Consider the following 22938-nt stretch of genomic DNA (forward strand, 5'->3'; position numbering starts at 1 on the left):
ACTCCGGACACCTTGATTAAAAGTCAAGTGCTCTGCCAACTGAGCTAATAGGTCAAATATAGCTAAAAAAATGGTGAGCCCATAGGGATTTGAACCCCAGACACACGGCTTAGAAGGCCGTTGCTCTATCCAGCTGAGCTATGAGCCCACATTACAAGTGGATTTTTGTGGAGCGGGTGATGAGAATCGAACTCACGCCATCAGCTTGGAAGGCTGAGGTTCTACCATTGAACTACACCCGCAAATTGGAGCGGAAGACGAGATTCGAACTCGCGACCCTCGCCTTGGCAAGGCGATGCTCTACCCCTGAGCCACTTCCGCATATGTATTGGTCGAGGGTGGTGGATTCGAACCACCGAAAGCTCAGCTAACGGATTTACAGTCCGCCCCCTTTGGCCACTCGGGAAACCCTCGAAATTTGTACTTGTAATTTGGCAATTATTTACCATCTGTTTTTATGATTGGAGCTGGTGGAGGGAATTCGCAGTTGCTCCGCACCTGCCGTTCTGCACTTCCTTATTCAGTCAGCTTGAACCTCTCGCTACTCAAAAGTCTGCAAGACTTTTTCGCTTTACGTTCGAGCCCTTTCGGGTTCGATTCCCTTCTGTTTTCTAGTATTGGAGCTGGTGGAGGGAATCGAACCCCCAACCTGCTGATTACAAATCAGCTGCTCTACCGTTGAGCCACACCAGCATGTTTTTGTGCTTTCAATAAAAATGGCGACCTGGATCGGGCTCGAACCGACGACCTCCAGCGTGACAGGCTGGCATTCTAACCAACTGAACTACCAGGCCATATTGTAATTTGGTGGGCGTTATAGGGCTCGAACCTATGACCCCCTGCTTGTAAGGCAGGTGCTCTCCCAGCTGAGCTAAACGCCCAAACTACTTGCTGTACCAGTGTTTTATCTACTTGACACATTTACTTATGTTACACTATTTCATATCGCTTGTCAACACTTTTTATTGAAGTTTATAAATGCTTTTATAAAATATATTGGCTCCAAGGGTGGGGCTCGAACCCACAGCCTATCGGTTAACAGCCGAGTGCTCCACCATTGAGCTACCTTGGAACAGCCTTGCTGATGCTTGCGATATGCATTAGCGACGATATTTATCTTAGCATAGCAGTACTATTATGTCAAACACTTTTTTACATTTTCTTTCACTTTTTTATCTTTTTTTCTGTAACCCATTGCAATTCCAAGTAATGCAGAAATTGTCTATATGGCTACCTTTATTTGTTCTATTTTTTCCTCTAAAAAAAAACTTGTTCCGCTAGTTAAATTTGCTATTAATTTTCTTAGATTTTCCTTTCTTTCTGGTTCCACCGATAGAACAGCCTTCACTAAATCTTCATAAATCAGGTCTAGTATTTCAAAATTTTCATTTTGGGATAAATTCTGCAGCTTGCTCAAATATGTATAATCCAGTTTTACACTGACAAGACACATATCTTTTACTGCACAAAGCCCGGCTGCTTCAATTCCTAATTTTGCAGAACCAGTATATGCTCTTACCAGACCGCCTGTTCCTAGTTTAATACCTCCAAAATACCTAGTTACTACTACAACAAGATTAGTTAACCCCTCTTTAACAAGCATTTGAACCATAGGGGCACCTGAGGTTCCTTGAGGTTCTCCATCATCACTTGCCCATTGAATTTGAAATTTATCACCAATCACCATTGCAGGTACGTTATGTGTTGCATCCTTATGCTTAGCCTTAATTTTAGCAATAAACGCATCTGCCTCTTCTTTAGAATCCACTGGACAAACATATGCTATAAATCGAGATTTATCTATTGTTTGTTCAGCAGATCCTTCTTTTTGTATCGTATTATATTGTATCATATTCTTTCAACCTATTATAATCTGCTTCCATAAGCTCTACTTCGAATTCTGTACCAGATTCAACATAATCAATTGATATAACTTTAGCTTTTTCGCATAAATATGAAGAAATATCGCCTCGGTCATATGGGATGAGTAATTTTGTAAGGATTCGATTAGAAAAAAGTTTTTCCTTAATAATTTCAATAATTCGTTCAAAATTGTCACCACGCTTTGCAGAGATGCAAATGTATTCCTCATCAGTAACTGGAAGCACTTCATTTTCTAACAAATCTATTTTGTTATATACTAAAACTCTTGCCTTATTCCCTGCGCCAATTTCTTTAAGGACCTTATTTGTGACTTCAATATGGAATTCACTAGCTTCAAAAGAAGCATCTACCACATGAAGAAGTAAATCTGCATACATCACTTCTTCAAGAGTTGCCTTAAAAGCATTTATAAGAGAATGGGGTAGTTTACTCACAAATCCAACCGTGTCAATTAGTATAAACTCATAGTTGGTATCTAGTTTAACATTCCTTTGTGCTGTATCCAGGGTAGCAAAAAGCATGTCCTTTTCTAAAACAACTTTATCCTGTCGTTCTACCTCTTCTAAAAGCCTGTTCATAATTGCTGACTTACCTGCGTTTGTATAACCTACAAGTGCAACAATAGGCAGACCTGCTTTCTGCCTTTTTGCTCTCTGAACATTTCTGTTTCCTTTTAACTCAGCAATTTCAGCTTTTATATCATCCAGCCTGCGCTGAATATGCCTTCTATCCGTTTCGAGTTTCTTTTCTCCTGGTCCCCTAGTTCCTATGCCTCCTCCAAGTCTCGATAAACTTTTGCCAAACCCAAGCAATCTGGGCATTCTATATTGAAGTTGTGCTAATTCAACCTGTAATTTTCCCTCACTTGATACTGCTCTTGATGCAAAAATATCCAAAATTAAAATAGTCCTGTCAATTACTCTGACTCCTATGACTTCCTCTATGTTTCTAAGCTGCATTCCTGAAAGTTCATCGTTAAAGATAACGGTATCTGCTTCCATATTACTGCACATTTCCGCTAGTTCTTCTACTTTTCCCTTTCCTATAAAAGTAGCATTATTTGGCCTTTCCAAATTTTGAACCATAGTTCCCAAAACTTCTACTCCTGCTGCTTCTGCAAGGCCTTCCAGTTCTTCCATTGAATAGGTAATGTCTTCATTAATTTGAAGGCCCACAAGAATAGCCTTATAAGCTTCATTTTGTATCACTTCATTATTTTCACTAAATTTTAACATATCTTATATTTTACCATACCTTTTTTTATTAACAATCACTGCCCAGAATTCATACCATCTAAAATATTTTCTTCAGGTACATTAACATAGCTATTCGGTACTTTTCCTAATATTACTGCTTCTGAAACTAGAACCACATTATGTACCTCTAATGTTTTTGATGAAAAAGGGGCCATTACTCTAACTTTACTAGTCAGGGATAAATATACTTTATATTTCGTCTGATTGATTCCTTGGGACTCAAACTCACTTAAAAACTCTATATTAGCTACACTAATAGGTAAAACCTTCATATTTACATTTAAATCTGACTGTGACATCAATTGACTGCCTAAAATAGTTCCTAAAGGCACTTTCAGTTTAGTTGGTTTCATATCCCTATACATCTGTTTTATTTCCTTGCCAAGCTCTGCTGCTAAAATATTCATGGCTACTGTATTGGATTGCACTAATTCTATGCTTCCCTCATTATCAGTATTTATTATAAGTAAATCTTCAACATTAGTAGCTTCTTTAAAAAACTGTTTGCAGGTAGCTTCATTTATTGCATAGGTTACCATTTCTTTCGCCTTTATTTCTGCCAAAGATTCTATGGAAGGCTGTACTACTTTGATAAATCTCCATCCTACAAAACTCCCTATAAGGGTTATTATTACAAACACAATCAAGAGTTTTATCCAATTGCTTGTTTTCTTTTCACAAGCTTTAAATCTTTTGCTAGCGCAAGGCCAAAGCATAAAAAACACCCCCGAACAGATATATCATTATATGCTGAACGAGGGCAAATTGTGTAATATTAATTAGCTACATATCCATCTTTTCAAGTTCTTCATAGAATTTAGAATTTAAGATTTTAATATGTGTTCCCTTCATGCCAAGTGAACGTGACTCAATGACTCCTGCACTTTCAAGTTTACGAAGCGCATTAACAATAACTGATCTAGTAATTCCAGACCGATCAGCAATCTTACTGGCAACTAATAGTCCTTCATTCCCATTTAACTCAGTAAATATCTGTTGTACTGCTTCAATTTCAGAGTAAGATAAGGTACCAATAGCCATCTGAACAATTGATCTCATTCTCTCTTCTTCTTCAAATTCAAGGGTTTTTCTTCTTTGTATTTCAAGTCCAACTACTGTAGCACCGTATTCACCTAAAACTAAATCCTCATTACTGAATTCTGGTTCATATCTTGTACAAATAAGAGTTCCCCATCTCTGTCCACCTCCAAGAATAGGAATAATAGTGTGCAGCTTATCATACGTATCATAATCATATTTGAAAATCTCAAGAGCATCTTCTGCTTTAAGATTAGCTTCGGTGGAAGTCACCTTCAATAAAGCTTCATTGTACTCATTTGGAAATTTCTCAATCCCCGTCTCAGGATCTGTAATAGTTGAACTATCAGATTTAATTTTATAATGTACACCAATAACTTTACCTCTTAAATTTGCAATGTACACATTAGCATCCATCATATCACTTAAAATATTGCAAAGCTCATCAAAAGAAAAGGCTCCTGTAGGGCTTTCCTGCAGTACCCAATTTAATTTTCTAATTTTGCTTAATATATCTTTTCCCATATTTTACCTTTTTCTCCTTTTATTTATATTCAAGACCAACTCTGTCCCATTTTCTATGCTATTTATATTATATCTTTTCTAAAAAAGAATCAAGACATTTTTTTGATTTTTCTAAAAACTTTTTATTTTACATACAATTACGCTAAAATTCGTCATTTTTTTACTAAAAAACAGATTGGCACTATAAAAGATATACCAATCTGCTTATTTTTGTCAAGATTAAAGAATAAATTTGTCTATATCATCTTCATGAATTTTCTCCACAAACTTTTCCTTTACATAGGCTTCGTTAATTATAATTTCTTGCTCTTCCATCTCTGGAATATTAAATGAAATATCCTCAAGAAGTTTCTCCATAATAGTGTGAAGTCTTCTAGCTCCAATATTTTCAGTCTGTTCATTCATTAGAAAAGCCATAGTCGCGATTTCTTCAACAGAATCATCCGTGAAAGTAATTTTTATTCCTTCAGTTTCCAGAAGCATCTTATGTTGTTTCAATAAGGCATTCTCAGGAATAGTAAGGATTTTTACGAAAGAATCCTTTGTTAAATTCTCCAGCTCTACTCTGATTGGAAATCTTCCCTGAAGTTCAGGAATTAAGTCTGTTGGTTTAGAAATATGAAATGCTCCAGCGCCTATAAACAATACATGATCTGTCTTTACAGGTCCATATTTTGTATTTACCACGCTGCCTTCCACTATAGGAAGAATGTCTCTTTGAACTCCTTCTCTTGAAACGTCAGCACCTGATTTGTAGCTTGATCCGGAAGCAATTTTGTCTATTTCATCTATAAAAATGATACCGTTTTGCTCTGCATTTTCTAAAGCCTCCTCAGTTACCTGATCCATGTCTATCAGATTCTGTGCTTCTTGTTCTCTTAAAATTTTCCTTGCATCTTTTACTTTAGTTTTCTTATTTTTCTTTTTTGGTGGCATCATATCACCAAAAATATTTCCAATAGCAATACCCATACCTTCATTTCCAAGATCTAAATTGTTTGTTTTAGGTGCTTCATTTACTTGAATCTCAATGTATTGCTCTTCTAGCATTCCTGCTCTTAACTGTTGTCTTACCTGTTCTCTAGCAAGTTCTATATCACTTTTATCTGCATTTTTGTCCTCTTGTTCAAGCTGAGGTTTTTGTGCCTGCTGGTACCCTCCACTTAATATAAAATCAAAAGGCGTTTTTAAAGTACTTCCACCTGAAGATGTAGATTTTTTCTTTCCTGGTATAATAGCTTCGATAATCTTTTCTTCAGCGATTTCTTCTGCTATTGAATATTTTTCCTGCAGCCGTTTCTGCTTCGTTATTCTGATAGAAGCTTCTACTAAGTCTCTAACCATTGAGTCTACATCTCTTCCAACATAACCCACCTCAGTAAATTTAGTTGCTTCAACCTTTACAAACGGGGCATCCATAAGTTTCGCAAGTCTTCTTGCGATTTCAGTTTTACCACAACCCGTAGGCCCCATCATTAAAATATTCTTAGGGGTAATCTCTTCTCTCATCTCATCAGGCAAAAGACTTCTTCTATATCTATTTCTTAAAGCAATCGCTACTGATTTTTTTGCCTCATCCTGACCGATTATATACTTATCAAGTTCCGCCACAATCTGCTTTGGCGTCATATTGTATAGTTCTCCCATATTCAATCCCTCCTACAGTCTTTCTACTGAAATATTCTCGTTTGTATAAACACAAATAGAAGATGCTATTTTTAGTGATTCCCTAACAATATCCTCAGCCTTCATATCTGTGTGATTAAATAATGCATTTGCTGCTGCATAAGCAAAATTTCCGCCTGAACCAATAGCAATAAAATCCTGATCTGGTTCAATAACTTCACCATTTCCAGATATAAGCAGCATGCTCTCCTTATCAACAGCAATCATTAAAGCTTCAAGATTTCTCATAGCCTTATCTGATCTCCACATTTGAGCTAAAGCAACCGCTGCTTTTTTTAAATTACCGGAATGCTCTTCAAGCTTCTTTTCGAACTTTTCGGTTAATGAAAACGCATCTGAAACAGAACCTGCAAAGCCTGTAATTACTGAGTTCTTATAAATTTTTCTCACTTTTTTTGCAGTATGTTTCATTACTGTAGTTTCACCCATAGTAACCTGACCATCGCCTCCAATGCAAATGTCACCATCACCTCTTCTTACTGCTACTATAGTAGTTGCATGAAATTGTATCATCTAACCTTACCTCTCTTTCATATATTATTCTTTATACCCACATTCGCTGTTTGAACACGCCAAAGAGCTTGTTTTCGTTTTTTTCTCAATTAATATAGAACCACATTCTGGACACTTTTTATTTGTAGGTTTACTCCAGAAAACTTGATTACACTCAGGGTAACCACTGCACCCATAGAACATTCTCCCATTTTTTCCTTTTCTAGCCACAATGTCACTGCCGCATTTTGGACAGGTAGCATCTACCTTTGTAATAATTGGTTTCGTGTTCTTGCACTCTGGATAACCTGTGCATGCAATAAAATCTCCAAACCTACCACTTTTTTTCGCCATAGGCTTTCCACAGAGTTCACACATTTCTCCTGTCAGTTCGTCTTCTAATTTAACTTTTTCAATTTCTTTATCCGCAATTTCCAATTCATCCCTAAGTATTTTATAAAAATCACTAACTATATTTTTCCAATCTAAATTTTCTATTTCAATATCATCAAGGCGATCTTCAAGTTCCGCTGTAAATCCAACATCAACAATCTCTTTAAAATACTTTTCCATTAACTCCGTAACAATAAAGCCTAGATCTGTTGGAAATAAAGATTTCTTTTCTCTGGATACATATTTTCTATCCATAAGAGTAGCTATAATAGGAGCATACGTACTTGGTCTTCCTATATTTTTTTCTTCTAAATCCTTTACCAGACTTGCTTCTGTGTACCTTGATGGAGGCTGTGTAAAGTTTTGGTCACATTGTAAATCTAACAGATTTAATTTATTTCCAACTTGAAGTTCAGGTAACATCTTTTCATTATTTTCTTCACTTGAATCCTGATAGACTCTTAAATATCCATCAAACTTTAGTTTTGAACCATTTGCTTTTAAAGTATACTGTCCATTTTCTATTTCAACAGCCATAGAATCGTATACTGCTGCAGCCATCTGACTTGCCATAAATCTAGACCAAATCAATTTATATAAATTATATTGATCTTTTGTTAAAGATTCTTTTATTTCATCTGGAACTAAATCTATATAACTGGGTCTTATTGCTTCATGAGCATCCTGCACGTCCTTTTTCTTATTTGAAAAAGAGTTAACTGCATAATACTTATCTCCATATTTTTCTCCAATAAATACTTTTGCTGCTGCTTTTGCTTCTTCTGAAATTCTTACAGAATCGGTTCTGATATAGGTTACCAGACCAACTGTTCCATGTCCCTTAACTTCTATACCTTCGTATAATTGTTGAGCTATCATCATAGTTTTCTTAGTATAGAAGCCTAATTTATTTGCAGCATCCTGCTGCAGGCTACTAGTAGTAAAAGGCGCATAGGGTCTTTTGTTTCTTTCTTTTTTCTCTACATTTTTTACAATGTAATCATGCTTATTCAATGCATCTACAACAGTATCAGCCATTTCCTTATTTTCGACAGTAATTTTCTTTCCCATATACTCAATTAATTTAGCAGTAAACTTCTTCTTTTCAGAGGATTTACCCTTTTGTTCATTCATATCAGAAAGTATAGCTGCAATATTCCAGTATTCTACGGGTTTAAAATCCTTTATAATATTTTCTCTATCGCAAATAAGCTTAAGTGCTGCAGATTGTACACGGCCAGCACTTAAACCTCGTCTAATTTTTCTCCATAATAATGGACTAATCTGATATCCAACAAGTCTGTCTAAAACTCTTCTTGCCTGTTGTGCATCTACTAATTTGGTATCAATTGTTCTTGGATTTTTTACTGCAGTTTGAATAGCATTTTTAGTGATTTCATTAAAAACGATTCTGCAGGCTTTAGTAGGATCAATTCCCAAAAGATGAGCAATGTGCCATGAAATAGCTTCCCCTTCACGGTCCGGGTCAGTTGCCAGATATATTTTGTCAGCATTTTTTGCCTCTTGTCTCATAGCTTTAATAACATCGCCTTTTCCTCTTATGGCTATGTACTGAGGTTCAAAATTATTTTCTAAATCTATTCCTAATTTGCTTTTGGGCAAATCCCTAACATGACCAACCGAAGCAACCACTTTATACTTGCTTCCTAAAAATTTACCTATTGTTTTTGCTTTTGATGGTGATTCCACAATCACCAAGTTTTTAGAGCTTGCCATATAATAATCCTCCTAAGGGAAATTTTTTCTTCTTATATTATTATCTCTATACAAAAAATGATTATATTTCTATTTTCATCAGTTTGCAATAAAAATTTTGCCAAGTGCCGAACAAACCACACCTTTCATCTCTAAAATTGTAATGATTGCATTGACCTCTGAAATCTTCAAATTCATCTTTCTACATATGCAGTCTGCTGATACTTCTCCGCATTCACTAATTATTTTTACTACTTTTTGCTCGTCTTTTCCAAGTTGCTCTATAATATTTGCTGCATTCTTTTTATTTATTCCTAAAACATTAAATATGTCATCAATTAAAGCCAAAGGATATGCTCCATCCTGAATTAGTTTATTTGTGCCTATGGAATAAAAACTGTTTATATTACCTGGAACTGAAAAAACAGTTCTACCTTGCTCTGCAGCTCTCTCTGCTGTAATAAGTGATCCACTACTCAGCCCTGCTTCCACAATTACAGTAGCCAGAGATAAACCACTTATTATTCTATTTCTGTAAGGAAAAGTAAATTTGCTTCCAGGATATCCTGGTGGATATTCTGACATTAAAAGTCCTTTTTGCGCTATTTCATTCCTAAGTTCCCTATTAAAAGCAGGAAAGCAGATGTCTATACCGCACCCTAACACCGCAATAGTGTTACCATTTACAGAAAGGGCTCCTTTGTGGCTTATGGAATCAATTCCTGCTGCCATTCCACTTACTACTACTATATCATTCTCTGCCAAACGTTTTCCAATCTCATGTGCAGCCCATTTTCCATAAGACGAAGCTTTTCTTGATCCTACCACCGCCACTGCCGGAAGCTCTGCCAATCTAATATTTCCTATAAAATAAAGTTGCTGCGGTGGGTCTTTTATATACTTTAGCAAGCTAGGATAATCTTCAGACTCTATAGATACTTTTTTAATGCGCTCCTTAATATCCATGCTTATTCACCTATTCCTTTTGTATTCCCATTTAACATTCTGTATCGTAAAGCTTCTGCAACATGGATAGTTTGTATCGTTTCACTATTTTCTAAATCTGCAATGGTACGAGATATTTTAATTACCTTGCTATATGCTCTTGCGCTTAGAGACAAAGCTTTAAACGCAGAGTTCATAAGCTTTTCACTCTCTTGATTCAGTTTGCAGTATCGCTTTATCAGAGCTGGTGTAAGCTGAGAGTTAAATAAAATAGGATGTTCCTTAAATCTTTCCATCTGTTTTTTTCGTGCCACTTCCACTTTTTCTCTCATCTCACATGAGCTTACAGAGTTCAAATGTTCACTTGAAAAAAATTCTGGTTCTAGTGGCATCACTTGAACATGTAAATCAATCCTGTCTAGTAATGGTCCTGATATTTTATTTTTATAGTGGTTAATTTGTGCCTGGCTACAAGTACATTCATGGCTTTGACTCCCTAAATATCCACAGGGGCATGGATTACTGGCTGCTACAAGCATTACTTGACAGGGAAAGCTGTAATTGCCACCTGCCCTTGCAATTGTAACATGGCTGTCCTCTAAAGGCTGTCTAAGCATCTCTAAAATGTTCTTATTAAATTCACAAAATTCATCCAAAAATAATACACCTAAATGAGCCAGCGACAATTCCCCTGGCATTGGCCTATTTCCACCCCCTACAAGTGCTGCTCCTGAAATCGTATGATGAGGTGCTCGAAAAGGACGTTCCGTTATCATAGGTAACTCTTTAGACAACCTCCCACCTATACTATATATTTTAGTAACCTCCAAACATTCCTCATAGGTCATTTCAGGCATTACCGTAGGAATTCTTTTTGAAATCATAGATTTTCCTGATCCTGGCGGCCCTATTAAGAGCAGCCCATGTCCACCGGCACAGCAAATAGTAACTGCTCTCTTTACATTCTCCTGTCCTGCTACATCAGCGTAATCAATACCATAATTGGTCTTATTATATACCATTTTACAGTTTCCCCTGTAAGGTTTCATTTGACTTATTTGATTAAAATGTTCCACCAACTCCAATAGCCTGTCTACAGGATATAATTCTACATCCTTTACAAGTGAAGCCTCTGCAACGTTATCTTTTGGCAGTACAATTTTTTTAATTCCACATTCTTTAAGCCCTATAATCAGGGGCAGCGCCCCATCGATTCTGTTTATTTTACCCGCTAAAGATAGCTCTCCCATAAAAGCATATTCTTTTATATAATGACATTCCGGTATTATGCCAATTGAAGCTAAAAGGCCAACCGCTATGGGCAAGTCAAAATGGCTTCCTTCTTTTTTTGTATTTGCAGGTGATAAATTAATAGTAATCCTTTTAGCTGGAAATTTATATCCTGAATTAATAATCGCATTTCTAATTCGTTCCTTTGCTTCTCTCACAGTTATGTCAGGCAGTCCAACCATTATCAAAGAAGGGAGCCCTGGAGATAAATCAGTTTCTACAGAAACCAGCTTCGACTCCAGCCCATGAAGTGCACCAGTATAAACTTTTGATAACATTTTTAACCTCCTAAAATGCATTTTCTATATGTCTTATATACGCCTTTTCACCTTGGTACAAAATTTCTACTACATCTATTCTTTGAGTTATATCAACCACATTATTTTTCATAGCATAAAAAGCTGCAACTCTTTTTATATGTACCTGCTTCGTTTTAGTAACTGCTTCACATGGAAGCCCATAATTTAAACTTCTCCTAGTCTTGACCTCTACAAAGACTAATGTCCTATGTATACACGCAATAATATCAATTTCCCCCATTTTGCATCTAAAATTACGTTCAAGCACTTGATAGCCTTTATTCTTTAAATAGTTGGCAGCAACCTCTTCCCCCTGTAATCCAAGACTCATTTGTATGCTCCTTTCTGTCTTTGATTTTAATTGATTTATTTCTATATATTACATTTAATGTAATAATTTGTCAAATAATATAAAAAAATAAATCCGGCTCTGCTCTACCGGATTTATTATTATTTTAATGCAAATTTTTCTATGGCTATTGCTACACCATCTTCGTCATTCGTACAAGTTATGTATTTTGCCATTTTCTTAATTGATTCTTTTGCATTTCCCATTGCAACTGGCAGACCTGAAACTTTCATCATAGCTTCATCATTAGGGCTGTCACCACATGCCATAATTTGTTCTGTTTTTATTCCAAGTTTATCACATAATTCTTTTAGCGCTGAGGCTTTGCTGGTGGTTGCTCCACCAATTTCTAAATTATGTTCCATTGAACTGGTAATGGTAACGTCCTTAAGACCCAAAAGTTTTTCTCTCATGATTTCCTTGTCCTTCTGATTTGCAAAATTAATATTTATATTTTCGATATTTTCTTTATTTTCAATCATCATGTTTAAGACATTTATGTAAGGTTGTCTTGTTCTTCTTACATATACCATGCTGCTTTCAGAAATTCCTACTCTCTCTAAATTTTCAAAAATACATTTTTCTACATAAGCTTTCCCTTTTAAAAAAACTTCTACCATAAAATCATGTTGACTTAAGAGCTTGTATACACTCTCAAGGGCCTTGGGTTCAATGCAATTCTCATAAATTATTTTTTCTTTTTTCAAATTAACGATTGCTGCTCCATTAGAAGTAATTGCATACTCAATACCTGATACTTTTAAAACTTCTTCTGGTAATGCAGAACAGACTCTGCCCGTAGCAATCACAACATGAATCCCTTTATCAGTTGCTCTATTTAAAGTTTTCTCAGTAAATGTAGTTAACTTTCCTTCACTATTTAAAGTTGTTCCATCTAAATCTAATGCGATTAATTTAATTGCCATATACTCACCCTACTATATCTAAAAATTCTTGATTATATTTCCTTACAAACTTCATATTGCACGAATCTCCATGTCCTGGATAAAGGCTTATATCATTTTCCCATTTATCTATAATTTCTCTTATAGAATTGCTCATTTTATAATCAGACCCATCTTTCAAATCCGTCCTGCCTAAGTCTATATTAAAGATAGTATCCCCAGTAAATACCAGCCTGCTCTTTTCAGAATAAATGCATACACTACCCTCCGTATGCCCAGGAGTATGCAGCACTATTAGCTCTTCACCATCTAAATCGATTTTCATGCCATGTTCCATTGTTATATCAACTTTAGATTTGTACATATCTAAATCTCCCCAATGCATATATACTGGACATTCTTTCAGCTCACTTAATCGTTCAACTGCACCAGTATGATCATAGTGATGATGAGTAAGCAAAATTCCTTTGAGCTTTAATTTTAACTCCTTTATCTGCTTTACGAATTTGTCTGCATTATATCCTGGATCTATTACAAAACAGTTTCCACCTGTTTTTTGAAAAATAATATATCCATTACTTTCTAAGTTACCGCCTACAATTCTCTTTATTCTCATATTTATACCTCTTAATATGCATACTAATACCAAAACCACTCTTAATTTTAGACTATTTTACGCTATCTTGCAAATAAATGTTGCCAAAATAGAAAGAAGTGATAAAATAGTTCTTACTACTGTTTGAGCAGTAGTACTTTATATGCAATCAGAAACTTGGTATTTCAAGGAAAAAATATTTAAAATAAAAGAGGAAATAAAATGAAAATAGCTATAGCTGGCGCAGGGAAATTAGGGCTAAAAATTGCAGAATCACTATTGGTAGGTAATCATTCTGTAACTATTATTGATAAAAATGATGAAATAACGCACAAATTAAACAGTCATATGGATATATTAACAGTTACCGCAAATGCTAAACAAATTAGTATTTTAGAGGAATTGAAAATTGGATCATATGATTATTTTCTTGCAGCTACTGACCGTGACGAAAAAAACATTGTAATAGCAAGTTTCGCAAAAAAATTAGGATGCCCAAAAGTAATTGCAAGAGTCAGAGATCCAGAGCACATGAATCAATTAGATTTTATTAAGGAAACCATGGGAATTGATTACATAGTTAATCCAGATCTTGCCATTACTGTTGAAATATATAAATATCTTGTTGAAAAATATACACTTAGTAACGGTATTTTTTCAAGTGGTAAAGTTTCATTACTTGAATTCCCAGTTAAGAAGATGCCTCAAATTATAGGAACTTCCATGGTTGATATTAGTAAATTATTTCCTGGTATGTTGATGGTTGGAATTTCTAGAAGTGGTAAGGTTATTGTCCCTCATGGTGATACGACCATTCAGCAGGGCGATGGCTTATATATTATAGGAGAACGGCAGCCTATTCAAAAACTAGCTTCAAAGGTTCATGAAAAAGGTAAGTATACTAATCTACAGAAAGTTATGATAATCGGCGGGGGTAAAACTGGTCTTTACCTTGCAAAAAAGCTATCTGATTTTGGGATTAGTGTAAAAATTATAGAACGCGATAAATCTCGTTGTCATTATCTTTCAACACATCTTGACGATGTTATGATACTTCATGGTGATGCTACAGATATTAATTTGCTTGAGGAAGAAAATCTCAATGATATGGATGCAGTGGTTACTGCAACTGGATTTGACGAAGAAAATCTTTTGCTTGCATTGATGGCGAAACAGCACAAAATTGAAGATGTAATAGCAAAAGTTAGTAGAGAAAGTTATGTTGGTTTAATTGAGAAAATGGGTATTGATATGGCTCTAAACCCTTTGAATATCACATCAGCAAGTATTCTTAGGTTCATACAAGGATCTAAACGTGTTCTTTCGTCGCAGCTTATACAGGGACAGGCTGAAATCATGGAAATTATAGCCTCTAAACAAATGGCCCTTGTTGGAGTTCCACTTAAAAATTTAAAACTTCCTGAAGGAGTAATTATTGCAGCTATCCACCGGGGTATGCAGGTTATCATTCCTTCTGGTGAAACAAAAATCCAAGAGGCTGACAAAGTTATTATTCTTTGTCTTTTATCTGAATTACCTGATTTAGAAAAACTTCTTAGCAACAATAAAATTGGATTTTTAGGCAGGAGATAATTCAATGAATTTGAACATAAAAGCTTTTATCAGGTCTTTGGGTGTTCTTATGATGGTTATGGGGGCAGCAATGATATTGCCTCTTATTGTTTCTGCTATTTATAATGAAATAGACATAGTTATAACCTTCATATACACCATTGTACCAGTATCCATAATAGGATTTTTAATATATTATAAAGTGATCCCATCTCAAACACATTTAACTGTTCGAGATGGATTTCTTATTGTATCTGTTTGTTGGATATTAGCAGCTATTATTAGTGCACTACCTTTTGTATTGTCTGGTGCTATACCTAATATATTTGATGCTTTTTTTGAATGTTCGTCCGGTTTAACAACTACAGGTGCTACAATACTAACAGATATTGAAAGTTTACCTAAAGGAATACTATTTTGGCGTGCCTTCACCCACTGGCTAGGTGGTATGGGAATTCTAGTTTTTGCTGTTGCACTTCTTCCTTCTCTTGGAATTGGTGCTAATATCCTTGCATCAGCAGAAGCTCCAGGTCCTACAATGGATAAAATAACCCCCAAAATTTCTGATACAGCCAAAAACCTTTATAAAATCTATGCTGTCATTACCATTTTAGAAATTATTCTTTTAATGGCGGCAGGAATGAATCTTTTTGATGCTAGCACACATACCTTTGGCTCTGTTGGTACTGGCGGTTTTTCAAACTATAATAACAGCATTGCACACTTTAACAGTGTACCAATTGAAATGATAATAACGATATTTATGATATTATCAGGAGTAAACTTCAATCTTTATTTTTATAGCATTAGAAAATCTGGGGGAATAAGAAACCTTCTTGCAGATGAAGAGTTCAAATTATATATTATTATAATAGTTGTCATTACTACTTTAATAAGCCTTAATCTATGGTTTACCCAAACCTATGACAATTTAGGCCAATCTTTTCGGTTTTCTATTTTTCAAACGGCTTCCATCTTGACAACTACAGGATTTGCCACTACAAATTATGATGTTTGGCCTACCTTTAGTAAAATGCTAATATTTACATTGATGCTTATTGGTGCCTGTTCTTCTTCAACAGCAGGAGGAGTAAAGGTTATAAGATTTTTGGTAGTATTAAAACTTATAAAACGAAGTATTCAGGTAAGATTACATCCTAATGCAATTATTTCAATAAAAGTTAATGACAAAAAATTAAGCATTGATACGGTTTCTGAAATTGCGAACTTTATTTTTCTTCATATCCTAGTGGTTGCAATTTCTACACTTTTAGTAAGTCTTGACGGATTTGATATATTGACAAACTTAAGTGCAGTTTTAACCTGTATAGGAAATATAGGACCTGGCTTTAATCTGGTTGGTCCGGTTATGAATTTTAGTATATTTTCAAATCCGGTTAAGATTTTATTATCTCTAGTAATGCTTGCTGGCCGTCTAGAATTATATACATTTATTATGCTTTTGATGCCTAAGTTCTGGCGGCAGGACAGATAATAGATTGAATTGAGGAAATTATTATGTCGTTTAATTATCGCGTTATTTTTAAAATAGTATCTATTGTACCTATAATTATAGGCATGGCTATGTTTATACCTATGACCACTGCCTTTTATTACAATGAATGGACTGAATTCAAAGTCTTTTTTATAATAGCAGTAGTAATGATAATTGTTTCATGTCTGTTATTCCGTTATTTACTGCGTGCTGCAGGACCTATACGTATGCGTGATGGATACCTTATTGTTACTTTATGCGGAATTACGGCTTCTGTTTTAGGCGCCTTACCATATCTAGCATCAGGGCAGACAACATCTATAATCGATTCTCTTTTTGAATCCATAGCCTCCTTTACTACTACTGGTTCCACCCTTTTTAATTTAGATACAATTCCTAAAAGTTTACTCATATGGAAAGGTGTCTGCAACTGGTTGGGTGGTTTAGGAATACTGGTATTAACCATATCTGTATTGCCTGCCTTGGGAATTGAAGGGAAGACCTTAGCACAAGTAGAAGTCCCTGGTCAAATTTTAGGTAAAATCACTAATCGCGCCTCGGATTCGGCCAAATATTTATATTTTTTATATATTACTTTTACTATAATAGAATTTGCATTGCTTGTTGCCGGCCCTATGAATATATTTGATGCTATGATAAATACTATGGATAGTGTAAGTACAAGTGGATTAGGCAGCATGAACCATGCATTTTCATATTATAACAGTTTCTATAATGAAGTAGTTATCGTCACCTTTACATTGCTTACTTCCGTGAATTTCACCCTGTATTTTCTTATTATTCATGGCAATTGGAAAACTGTTTTAACAAATAAAGAACTTAGGACCTTCTTTATTATCATTATATTAGGTTCAATATTTGTTGCATCAAATTTATATTTTACAAAAACCTATGGATTTACTGAGTCAATAAGATATGGTATCTTTCAAGTGGTTTCTATGGCTACCACATCAGGTTTTTCAATTATAGGTCATGCTGATTGGCCTGCTTTCAGTATTGGAATATTAATACTCCTAATGATGATTGGTGGCTGCTCTTTCTCTACTAGTGGTTCCTTAAAGGTAGTAAGATTCCTTGTAATGTGTAAACTAGTTACTAGAGGATTTACACGACGAATGCATCCACGTTCAGTTGTTGCTGTAAAAATAGGAAGCCATTCTATTTCAGCTTTGAGAGTATCCTACGTCACTGTTTTTATAATGGTTTATTTTATACTTTTAGTGGTAGGCAGCATTCTTTTATCACTGCAAAATCTTGATCTTATAACGACACTATCTTCTGCTATTGCTATGCTTTCCAATGTAGGAATTGGATTAGGTGATGTTGCTACAGGAAACTTCAGTATTTACTGCAGACCTTTGCGATTAGTTTTGTGCTTTCTCATGATTGCAGGCAGATTAGAACTTTTTACAATTATAACCTTGTTTATGCCTTCTTTCTGGAGCCCAGACAAGCACCGAAACTATTAATTGAATATTTTTTTTAAAATAGTGCAAACTACTATGGTAGTTTGCATTTTAATTTGCATACTTAGAATACATTTAGTGATTTTGAAAGGAGTTTTTCTTATGTTGGTAAAAGACATTATGACCTCTTGTGTCAGTTGTGTAAAACCTGACAGTCCTCTTCCTCAAGTTGCAAAACAAATGAAACAAGAAAACATTGGTTCTATTCCAGTTTGCAACGATTCTGGCCGTGTACTTGGAATAATTACGGATAGAGATATTGTTCTACGTTCTGTTGCAGAAGATAATAACAATCTAAAAGCTCAGGATATTATGTCACAAAATATTACCTGTGCTACACCAAGTATGAATGCCCATGATGCTGCACTTTTGCTGTCTAATCATCAAATAAGACGCTTACCTGTAGTTTCCAATGACAGACTTGTAGGTATTGTATCGTTAGGGGATATTGCACAAAAAAATATATTAGTTGATGAAGCAGGCGATGCACTCTCTGCTATATCAAAACCAAACGGCTTGAGTTAAAAACTCAAGCCGTTTTTTGAAGCCCTGGCCACATCTATGATGTGGCCAGGGCTCATACAGAAATTTATGGCAGCTTTAGCTGCTATAAATTTTTCAGTTCTATTCTTCCACTATTATAAAGTCTATTTCTCTATCCTCAACATTAGCTCTCGATACCTGTATTTTTACTTTATCTCCAAGTCCATAAATTTTGTTTGTACGCTGACCTATAAATCTATATTTTGCCTGTTCATAATCGTAATAGTCGTCAATTAAATTTTCTACTCTTACTAAACCTTCAATGGTATTGGTTAGTTCAACATAAAAACCATAATTTATAACTCCACTTATGACACCTTCAAAACATTCTCCAATATGATATGACATATATTCCGTTTTCTTAAGTTTTTCAACTTCACGTTCTAATTCCTGCGCATGTCTTTCTGCTTTTGATGAAAGTTCTGAAGCTATGACAACCTTTTTCTTAAGCTGTTTAATCCGTTTATCACTTATATTCCCATCAATTACTTCTTTAATGATTCGATGTATAATCAAATCTGGATACCGTCTGATAGGCGAAGTGAAATGGCAATAAAATTTAACACCTAAACCAAAATGGCCATCACAAGAAACATCATAAAATGCTTTTTTCATTGATCGAAGCATAACTGTATTAACAACATTTTCATAAGATTGTCCTTTTACTTCTTTAAGCATATCACTAAGCACTCTTGGATGGATATTTTCTGTATTTCCCTTCATCGAAATGCCAAAACCCCTAACAAAGCTTTTAAATTCGTCCATACGATCCGGTGCTGGCTTCTCATGAATACGATAAACAAAAGGGGTTTCCAGCCAATAAAAATGTTCTGCAATGGTTTCATTGGCTATAAGCATAAATTCTTCAATTATTCGATTGGCTGTTCTTCGTTCTGCAGTTTCTACTGTAACAGGAATACCAGCATCATCCAGTGTAATATACGCTTCATCAAAATCAAAATCCAAACTTCCTCTAAGATCTCTTTTCTTATGAAGTATATCTGCCAATTCCTTCATGATTAATATTTCTTTATATATATCATCATATTTTGATATTAAATCTACAGCATTTTCCTCTATTATATCTGACACATCATCATAAACCATTCGATGTGCAGAATGAATAACACTTTTATATACATCATGATTTGCAATTTCTCCAGTAGAATCAATCTCCATTGATACAGAAAGAGTTAATCTGTCTACATCAGGATTAAGACTACAGATTCCATTGGAAAGTGCTTTTGGCAACATAGGGATAACCTGATCTACCAAATATACACTTGTTCCCCTTTTTAATGCCTCTTTATCCATTGGGCCATCTTCAGTTACATAATGACTTACATCAGCAATATGAACACCTAAAAGATAATTACCATTTGAAAGTTTCTCTATAGAAATAGCATCATCTAAATCTTTTGCATCCACTCCATCTATAGTAATAATTTTCTTATCTCTAAGGTCAACCCTGCCTTTATATTCTTCCTCTGTTATAGGAGCAATTCCTTCATCTAAAAGCTTTATTTTAGAAACGGCTTTTGCTTCTGCGTTAACTCTGCTTGGAAAGGTCTGAAATAAATTATATTGTCTTATTAGTGCTTTAATATCTCCTCCGGTTTCTCCAAATCTACTGATTATCTCAGTGATTTTTCCTTCTGCACTATTAGCATCTTCAGGATATTTAGTTATTTCCACAACAACTTTATCTCCTGTTTCAGCATTTTTCCAATCGTTTTTCTTTACAAAAACATCTTCATTATTAAAATGCTTATCATCTGGTACAACAAATCCAAAACTCTTATTCTTTTGAAAAGTTCCTATTATTTCTTTTACCCCATGAATAATAATTTTGTCTACAATGCCTTCTGTTGATTTATTTTCCTTATTTGCTGGCAACAATATCACAGACACGGTATCCCCATTCATGGCACCATTTAAATTTTTACTAGCAATAAATATATCTTGCATATTTATTTTATTTACATCTTGTTCTTCTTCATTAATTATAGGTGTAACAAAACCAAACCCCCTTTTATGTTTTGATAATACACCTTGTATTACTTCTGCATCTTTAGGTGGTTGCTTTGCTTTTGGTTTTATAAACGTTACGTCCGTTTTTTTATCTTCTTTTTTCTTCTTATCAAATATCATTTTACTCATATATTCAGTATACCACAATTTAGAAATATATGCCTTTTTTTTAAAAGCATATTTATATTTTTCACTGTAAAACATAAAGGATGGCATAAGCCACCCTTTATAACTTTTATTGATTATAAATTATTAGTATTTTTATCAACTGCGCCATTAGTTGTCACTAGATCTTTAGCCGCATTACCTGCATTATCAGCTGCATCTTCAAGATTATTACCTGCTTTGTCTAAATTATTATTAGTATCATCATTTACACCATTTCCATTATTATCAGTTACAGTATTAGGTGTATCAGGATCTAATAATGTTCCATCATTACTACTACATGCTACAAATGCCATTAAAGCGATAACCAATAAAAGTCCCAGAAAAATTCGTCTTTTTCTCAATTGCTTCAACTCCTCTCTTTTTACTCAATCTTAGTATTATCAAAATACTGTTTTTTACTCTTAATAAACTCGAAAAAATAAAACCAAAATTCACTAATTGATGTTTATATAAAAAAAATATGATAGATTATTGAGTGAAACTTTGATTTTATACGAATATATATATGAGGGACTTCAAAAGCTTCAGAAAAAAATTGCAATTTTAACTTCGTACAAAAAGTGAGGTAAACATGAATGATGACCAATTAATATTGCTTATGAAAAGCAATCCACATGAAGGATTATTATACGCAATAGATTTATATGGCGGCACAGTTAAATGGATTATATTAAAGATGCTCGGCAGTTGCAATTCTCAAGATATAGAAGAATGTATGTCTGACGTATTTGTTAAATTATGGAAAAATATTAATAATTTTGATGCAAATCGTAATATATCTTTAAAAAGTTATTTATATGGAATAGCAAGACATACAGCTATTGATTATCTAAGGAAAACTAAATCACATATCGACATAATCCCTATTGAGGAAAATGATATTGGTTTTTCTATAGACTTTGCAGATCAAATTGCAAAAGAAACTAACTCCAGAATTCTTCAAGAAGCAGTTGAAGCGCTTCCAGAACCAGACAGGAATATATTTATTCTTAGGTACTATTTTCAGGAACGTATAAATTCTATTGCTGAATCACTTTCTCTAAGCCCTAAAACTATTGAAAACAAATTATACCGTGGAAAAAAAGTGCTTAGAGAGGCTTTAATTGAAAGGGGAATTATCATATGAAAAAGTTAGAAGATATTATGGAATATTACAATTTAAAAGATGAGGATATCATGAAAAAAAATCCACTTTCTGCTGATGAAAAAGATAAAATTCTTCAAATAACCCTAGCAAAAGCAGAATTAATTAAAATGCCCAGAAAAACATCAAAAAAAAGATTTATTATACTAGCAGCCGCCTGTATAACTATATTCACTCTAGGCGCAGTTTCTTTTGCTGCTACCGCATTAAACGACAATTTTTTAAACTTCTTCCATCCTCAAAGCCAAACAGAAACAGATTTATTGAACAGTCTAGGGACAATTATTGATAAACAGGTTACAGAAAATGGGCTTACCATAGATGTTAAAGAGGCTTTAGGTGACAGCAATGCTGTCTATGTATTGTTTGATATAATCGCCCCTGAAGGAACGATCCTTGATAAAGAACAATATACCTTTGTAACTCAAATGATTGACGTTGAAAAAGGTTTCAGCATGGTACACGGCATGGGATATAATTTTGAATGTTTAGAAGATGTAAATCCTAATGATAACATTAAGCCAATGATGTTATGCCTAAGTTCAAGTGAAAATCTTGTGGGAAAAAATATGACCTTTAGATTTAAAGATTTTTCTGGCTATAAAACTGAAGAAGAATTAAAAAATCGTCCTGAAAGTTTTGAAGGAACTCCTGGTGACGACAACGATGTATATAATATTCTAATCCCAGGAAATTGGGAAATAACTTTTCCTCTTAATTATACTGATAATACTGCAGTTTATAAATTAAATGAGAAATTGCAATATAAAGATATTTCATTTAAAATAAAAGAGGTCAGACTTTCTCCTATATCTATCAGTATGACTTTAAGTTCCTTATTAAATGACAGAAGTGATTCCATCCATGATGCACCGTTGATTATTCACATGAAAAACGGCGAAACTATAAATGCTGATCATGGCAGCCGCGGAACTAGTTCTAATGGATTAAAAACTGTAGTAGATGCTCAATTCGATAAAATAATAAATCCATCAGAAATCCAATCTGTAGAGTACTGCGGTACTATATTACCTATTGAATTATAGAAAATTATCACTTATATAGTAAAAGCAAAGCCATAAGGAGACGGCTTTGCTTTTATATTTTTTTCATTTCACAAAA

20 protein-coding genes and 8 tRNA genes are annotated in these 22938 nt (G+C 34.4%); 6 read left to right on the forward strand and 22 right to left on the reverse strand.

Going from position 1 to position 22938, the window contains the following annotated elements; genetic code table 11:
* Positions 1 to 71: 71 nt before the first annotated feature.
* The 20 genes from RTW14_RS14685 to RTW14_RS14780 form a co-directional block, all read right to left on the reverse strand.
* Positions 72 to 148: transfer RNA gene (locus tag RTW14_RS14685), tRNA-Arg, on the reverse strand.
* Between the two features lie 20 nt (positions 149 to 168).
* Positions 169 to 242: transfer RNA gene (locus tag RTW14_RS14690), tRNA-Gly, on the reverse strand.
* Between the two features lie 4 nt (positions 243 to 246).
* Positions 247 to 321 (reverse strand) — tRNA-Gly (locus RTW14_RS14695).
* A gap of 8 nt (positions 322 to 329) precedes the next feature.
* A tRNA-Tyr gene (locus RTW14_RS14700) sits at positions 330 to 414 on the reverse strand.
* A gap of 204 nt (positions 415 to 618) precedes the next feature.
* Positions 619 to 693, reverse strand: a tRNA-Thr gene (locus RTW14_RS14705).
* A 24-nt stretch (positions 694 to 717) separates the two neighbouring features.
* Positions 718 to 794: transfer RNA gene (locus tag RTW14_RS14710), tRNA-Asp, on the reverse strand.
* An 11-nt stretch (positions 795 to 805) separates the two neighbouring features.
* A tRNA-Val gene (locus RTW14_RS14715) sits at positions 806 to 881 on the reverse strand.
* Between the two features lie 116 nt (positions 882 to 997).
* Positions 998 to 1072: transfer RNA gene (locus RTW14_RS14720), tRNA-Asn, on the reverse strand.
* Between the two features lie 150 nt (positions 1073 to 1222).
* On the reverse strand, positions 1223 to 1852 hold the full coding sequence (locus RTW14_RS14725; RefSeq protein WP_312652759.1) for a YigZ family protein: 630 nt from the start codon (positions 1850 to 1852) through the stop codon (positions 1223 to 1225).
* Positions 1839 to 3119 (reverse strand): GTPase HflX, encoded by a 1281-nt coding sequence (hflX, locus tag RTW14_RS14730; protein WP_312652761.1) that lies wholly within the window; start codon positions 3117 to 3119, stop codon positions 1839 to 1841. Before hflX ends, RTW14_RS14725 begins: the two co-directional genes overlap by 14 nt.
* A 35-nt stretch (positions 3120 to 3154) precedes the next feature.
* A complete protein-coding gene (gene yunB / locus RTW14_RS14735; RefSeq protein ID WP_312652763.1) occupies positions 3155 to 3856 on the reverse strand; it encodes a sporulation protein YunB in 702 nt (233 codons plus the stop codon).
* 67 nt (positions 3857 to 3923) lie between these two features.
* Positions 3924 to 4703: a GTP-sensing pleiotropic transcriptional regulator CodY gene (gene codY, locus RTW14_RS14740; RefSeq protein WP_312652766.1), complete on the reverse strand. Its 780-nt coding sequence runs from the start codon at positions 4701 to 4703 to the stop codon at positions 3924 to 3926.
* A 219-nt stretch (positions 4704 to 4922) separates the two neighbouring features.
* Complete coding sequence (gene hslU / locus RTW14_RS14745) at positions 4923 to 6350, reverse strand: ATP-dependent protease ATPase subunit HslU (RefSeq protein WP_312652769.1); 1428 nt, start codon at positions 6348 to 6350, stop codon at positions 4923 to 4925.
* 12 nt (positions 6351 to 6362) lie between these two features.
* Positions 6363 to 6902: an ATP-dependent protease subunit HslV gene (gene hslV, locus RTW14_RS14750; protein ID WP_312652772.1), complete on the reverse strand. Its 540-nt coding sequence runs from the start codon at positions 6900 to 6902 to the stop codon at positions 6363 to 6365.
* Positions 6903 to 6926: 24 nt separating this feature from the next.
* Positions 6927 to 9011 (reverse strand): type I DNA topoisomerase, encoded by a 2085-nt coding sequence (topA, locus tag RTW14_RS14755; protein ID WP_312652774.1) that lies wholly within the window; start codon positions 9009 to 9011, stop codon positions 6927 to 6929.
* Positions 9012 to 9089: 78 nt separating this feature from the next.
* On the reverse strand, positions 9090 to 9956 hold the full coding sequence (dprA, locus tag RTW14_RS14760) for a DNA-processing protein DprA (RefSeq protein WP_312652776.1): 867 nt from the start codon (positions 9954 to 9956) through the stop codon (positions 9090 to 9092).
* 2 nt (positions 9957 to 9958) lie between these two features.
* Complete coding sequence (locus RTW14_RS14765; RefSeq protein ID WP_312652778.1) at positions 9959 to 11503, reverse strand: YifB family Mg chelatase-like AAA ATPase; 1545 nt, start codon at positions 11501 to 11503, stop codon at positions 9959 to 9961.
* Positions 11504 to 11513: 10 nt separating this feature from the next.
* A complete protein-coding gene (locus tag RTW14_RS14770; protein WP_312652780.1) occupies positions 11514 to 11855 on the reverse strand; it encodes a YraN family protein in 342 nt (113 codons plus the stop codon).
* Positions 11856 to 11974: 119 nt separating this feature from the next.
* Complete coding sequence (locus RTW14_RS14775; RefSeq protein WP_312652782.1) at positions 11975 to 12799, reverse strand: Cof-type HAD-IIB family hydrolase; 825 nt, start codon at positions 12797 to 12799, stop codon at positions 11975 to 11977.
* A gap of 4 nt (positions 12800 to 12803) precedes the next feature.
* Positions 12804 to 13394: an MBL fold metallo-hydrolase gene (locus tag RTW14_RS14780; RefSeq protein WP_312652784.1), complete on the reverse strand. Its 591-nt coding sequence runs from the start codon at positions 13392 to 13394 to the stop codon at positions 12804 to 12806.
* Positions 13395 to 13595: 201 nt separating this feature from the next.
* On the opposite strand from RTW14_RS14780, the gene trkA reads away from it, so the two are divergent.
* The 4 genes from trkA to RTW14_RS14800 all read left to right on the forward strand — a co-directional run bounded on the left by trkA (position 13596) and on the right by RTW14_RS14800 (position 18452).
* Complete coding sequence (trkA, locus tag RTW14_RS14785) at positions 13596 to 14966, forward strand: Trk system potassium transporter TrkA (protein ID WP_312652786.1); 1371 nt, start codon at positions 13596 to 13598, stop codon at positions 14964 to 14966.
* Positions 14967 to 14970: 4 nt separating this feature from the next.
* On the forward strand, positions 14971 to 16440 hold the full coding sequence (locus RTW14_RS14790; RefSeq protein WP_312652788.1) for a TrkH family potassium uptake protein: 1470 nt from the start codon (positions 14971 to 14973) through the stop codon (positions 16438 to 16440).
* A gap of 23 nt (positions 16441 to 16463) precedes the next feature.
* Positions 16464 to 17930 (forward strand): TrkH family potassium uptake protein, encoded by a 1467-nt coding sequence (locus RTW14_RS14795; RefSeq protein WP_312652792.1) that lies wholly within the window; start codon positions 16464 to 16466, stop codon positions 17928 to 17930.
* Positions 17931 to 18029: 99 nt separating this feature from the next.
* The gene (locus tag RTW14_RS14800) at positions 18030 to 18452 is read left to right on the forward strand and encodes a CBS domain-containing protein (RefSeq protein ID WP_312652794.1); all 423 of its coding nucleotides are present in this window, start codon (positions 18030 to 18032) and stop codon (positions 18450 to 18452) included.
* A gap of 99 nt (positions 18453 to 18551) precedes the next feature.
* Here RTW14_RS14800 and rnr read toward each other — a convergent pair whose 3' ends face one another.
* Both rnr and RTW14_RS14810 read right to left on the reverse strand, forming a co-directional pair.
* Complete coding sequence (rnr, locus tag RTW14_RS14805; RefSeq protein ID WP_312652795.1) at positions 18552 to 20717, reverse strand: ribonuclease R; 2166 nt, start codon at positions 20715 to 20717, stop codon at positions 18552 to 18554.
* A 26-nt stretch (positions 20718 to 20743) separates the two neighbouring features.
* Complete coding sequence (locus RTW14_RS14810; RefSeq protein ID WP_312652797.1) at positions 20744 to 21013, reverse strand: hypothetical protein; 270 nt, start codon at positions 21011 to 21013, stop codon at positions 20744 to 20746.
* 230 nt (positions 21014 to 21243) lie between these two features.
* On the opposite strand from RTW14_RS14810, the gene RTW14_RS14815 reads away from it, so the two are divergent.
* Together RTW14_RS14815 and RTW14_RS14820 are read left to right on the forward strand one after the other, a co-directional pair.
* Positions 21244 to 21798: an RNA polymerase sigma factor gene (locus tag RTW14_RS14815; protein ID WP_312652798.1), complete on the forward strand. Its 555-nt coding sequence runs from the start codon at positions 21244 to 21246 to the stop codon at positions 21796 to 21798.
* Positions 21795 to 22862, forward strand: coding sequence for a DUF4179 domain-containing protein (locus tag RTW14_RS14820; RefSeq protein WP_312652800.1), 1068 nt, complete (start codon positions 21795 to 21797; stop codon positions 22860 to 22862). The genes RTW14_RS14815 and RTW14_RS14820 overlap by 4 nt, the downstream gene beginning before the upstream one ends.
* The last annotated feature ends 76 nt before the right edge of the window (positions 22863 to 22938 follow it).

The sequence above is a fragment of the Aminipila sp. genome (assembly GCF_032051575.1).
Classification (GTDB): Bacteria; Bacillota; Clostridia; order Peptostreptococcales; family Anaerovoracaceae; genus Aminipila.

Bases quoted from the DNA above. Each gene is read 5' to 3' on its own strand.
- hslV (WP_312652772.1), bottom strand. From the start codon at position 6,902: ATGATACAATTTCATGCAACTACTATAGTAGCAGTAAGAAGAGGTGAT.
- hflX (WP_312652761.1), bottom strand. From the start codon at position 3,119: ATGTTAAAATTTAGTGAAAATAATGAAGTGATACAAAATGAAGCTTAT.
- RTW14_RS14800 (WP_312652794.1), top strand. From the start codon at position 18,030: ATGTTGGTAAAAGACATTATGACCTCTTGTGTCAGTTGTGTAAAACCT.
- RTW14_RS14780 (WP_312652784.1), bottom strand. From the start codon at position 13,394: ATGAGAATAAAGAGAATTGTAGGCGGTAACTTAGAAAGTAATGGATAT.
- dprA (WP_312652776.1), bottom strand. From the start codon at position 9,956: ATGGATATTAAGGAGCGCATTAAAAAAGTATCTATAGAGTCTGAAGAT.
- yunB (WP_312652763.1), bottom strand. From the start codon at position 3,856: ATGCTTTGGCCTTGCGCTAGCAAAAGATTTAAAGCTTGTGAAAAGAAA.
- codY (WP_312652766.1), bottom strand. From the start codon at position 4,703: ATGGGAAAAGATATATTAAGCAAAATTAGAAAATTAAATTGGGTACTG.
- rnr (WP_312652795.1), bottom strand. From the start codon at position 20,717: ATGCCATCCTTTATGTTTTACAGTGAAAAATATAAATATGCTTTTAAA.
- RTW14_RS14770 (WP_312652780.1), bottom strand. From the start codon at position 11,855: ATGAGTCTTGGATTACAGGGGGAAGAGGTTGCTGCCAACTATTTAAAG.
- RTW14_RS14820 (WP_312652800.1), top strand. From the start codon at position 21,795: ATGAAAAAGTTAGAAGATATTATGGAATATTACAATTTAAAAGATGAG.
- RTW14_RS14725 (WP_312652759.1), bottom strand. From the start codon at position 1,852: ATGATACAATATAATACGATACAAAAAGAAGGATCTGCTGAACAAACA.
- hslU (WP_312652769.1), bottom strand. From the start codon at position 6,350: ATGGGAGAACTATACAATATGACGCCAAAGCAGATTGTGGCGGAACTT.
- RTW14_RS14775 (WP_312652782.1), bottom strand. From the start codon at position 12,799: ATGGCAATTAAATTAATCGCATTAGATTTAGATGGAACAACTTTAAAT.
- topA (WP_312652774.1), bottom strand. From the start codon at position 9,011: ATGGCAAGCTCTAAAAACTTGGTGATTGTGGAATCACCATCAAAAGCA.
- RTW14_RS14815 (WP_312652798.1), top strand. From the start codon at position 21,244: ATGAATGATGACCAATTAATATTGCTTATGAAAAGCAATCCACATGAA.
- RTW14_RS14765 (WP_312652778.1), bottom strand. From the start codon at position 11,503: ATGTTATCAAAAGTTTATACTGGTGCACTTCATGGGCTGGAGTCGAAG.
- trkA (WP_312652786.1), top strand. From the start codon at position 13,596: ATGAAAATAGCTATAGCTGGCGCAGGGAAATTAGGGCTAAAAATTGCA.
- RTW14_RS14795 (WP_312652792.1), top strand. From the start codon at position 16,464: ATGTCGTTTAATTATCGCGTTATTTTTAAAATAGTATCTATTGTACCT.
- RTW14_RS14790 (WP_312652788.1), top strand. From the start codon at position 14,971: ATGAATTTGAACATAAAAGCTTTTATCAGGTCTTTGGGTGTTCTTATG.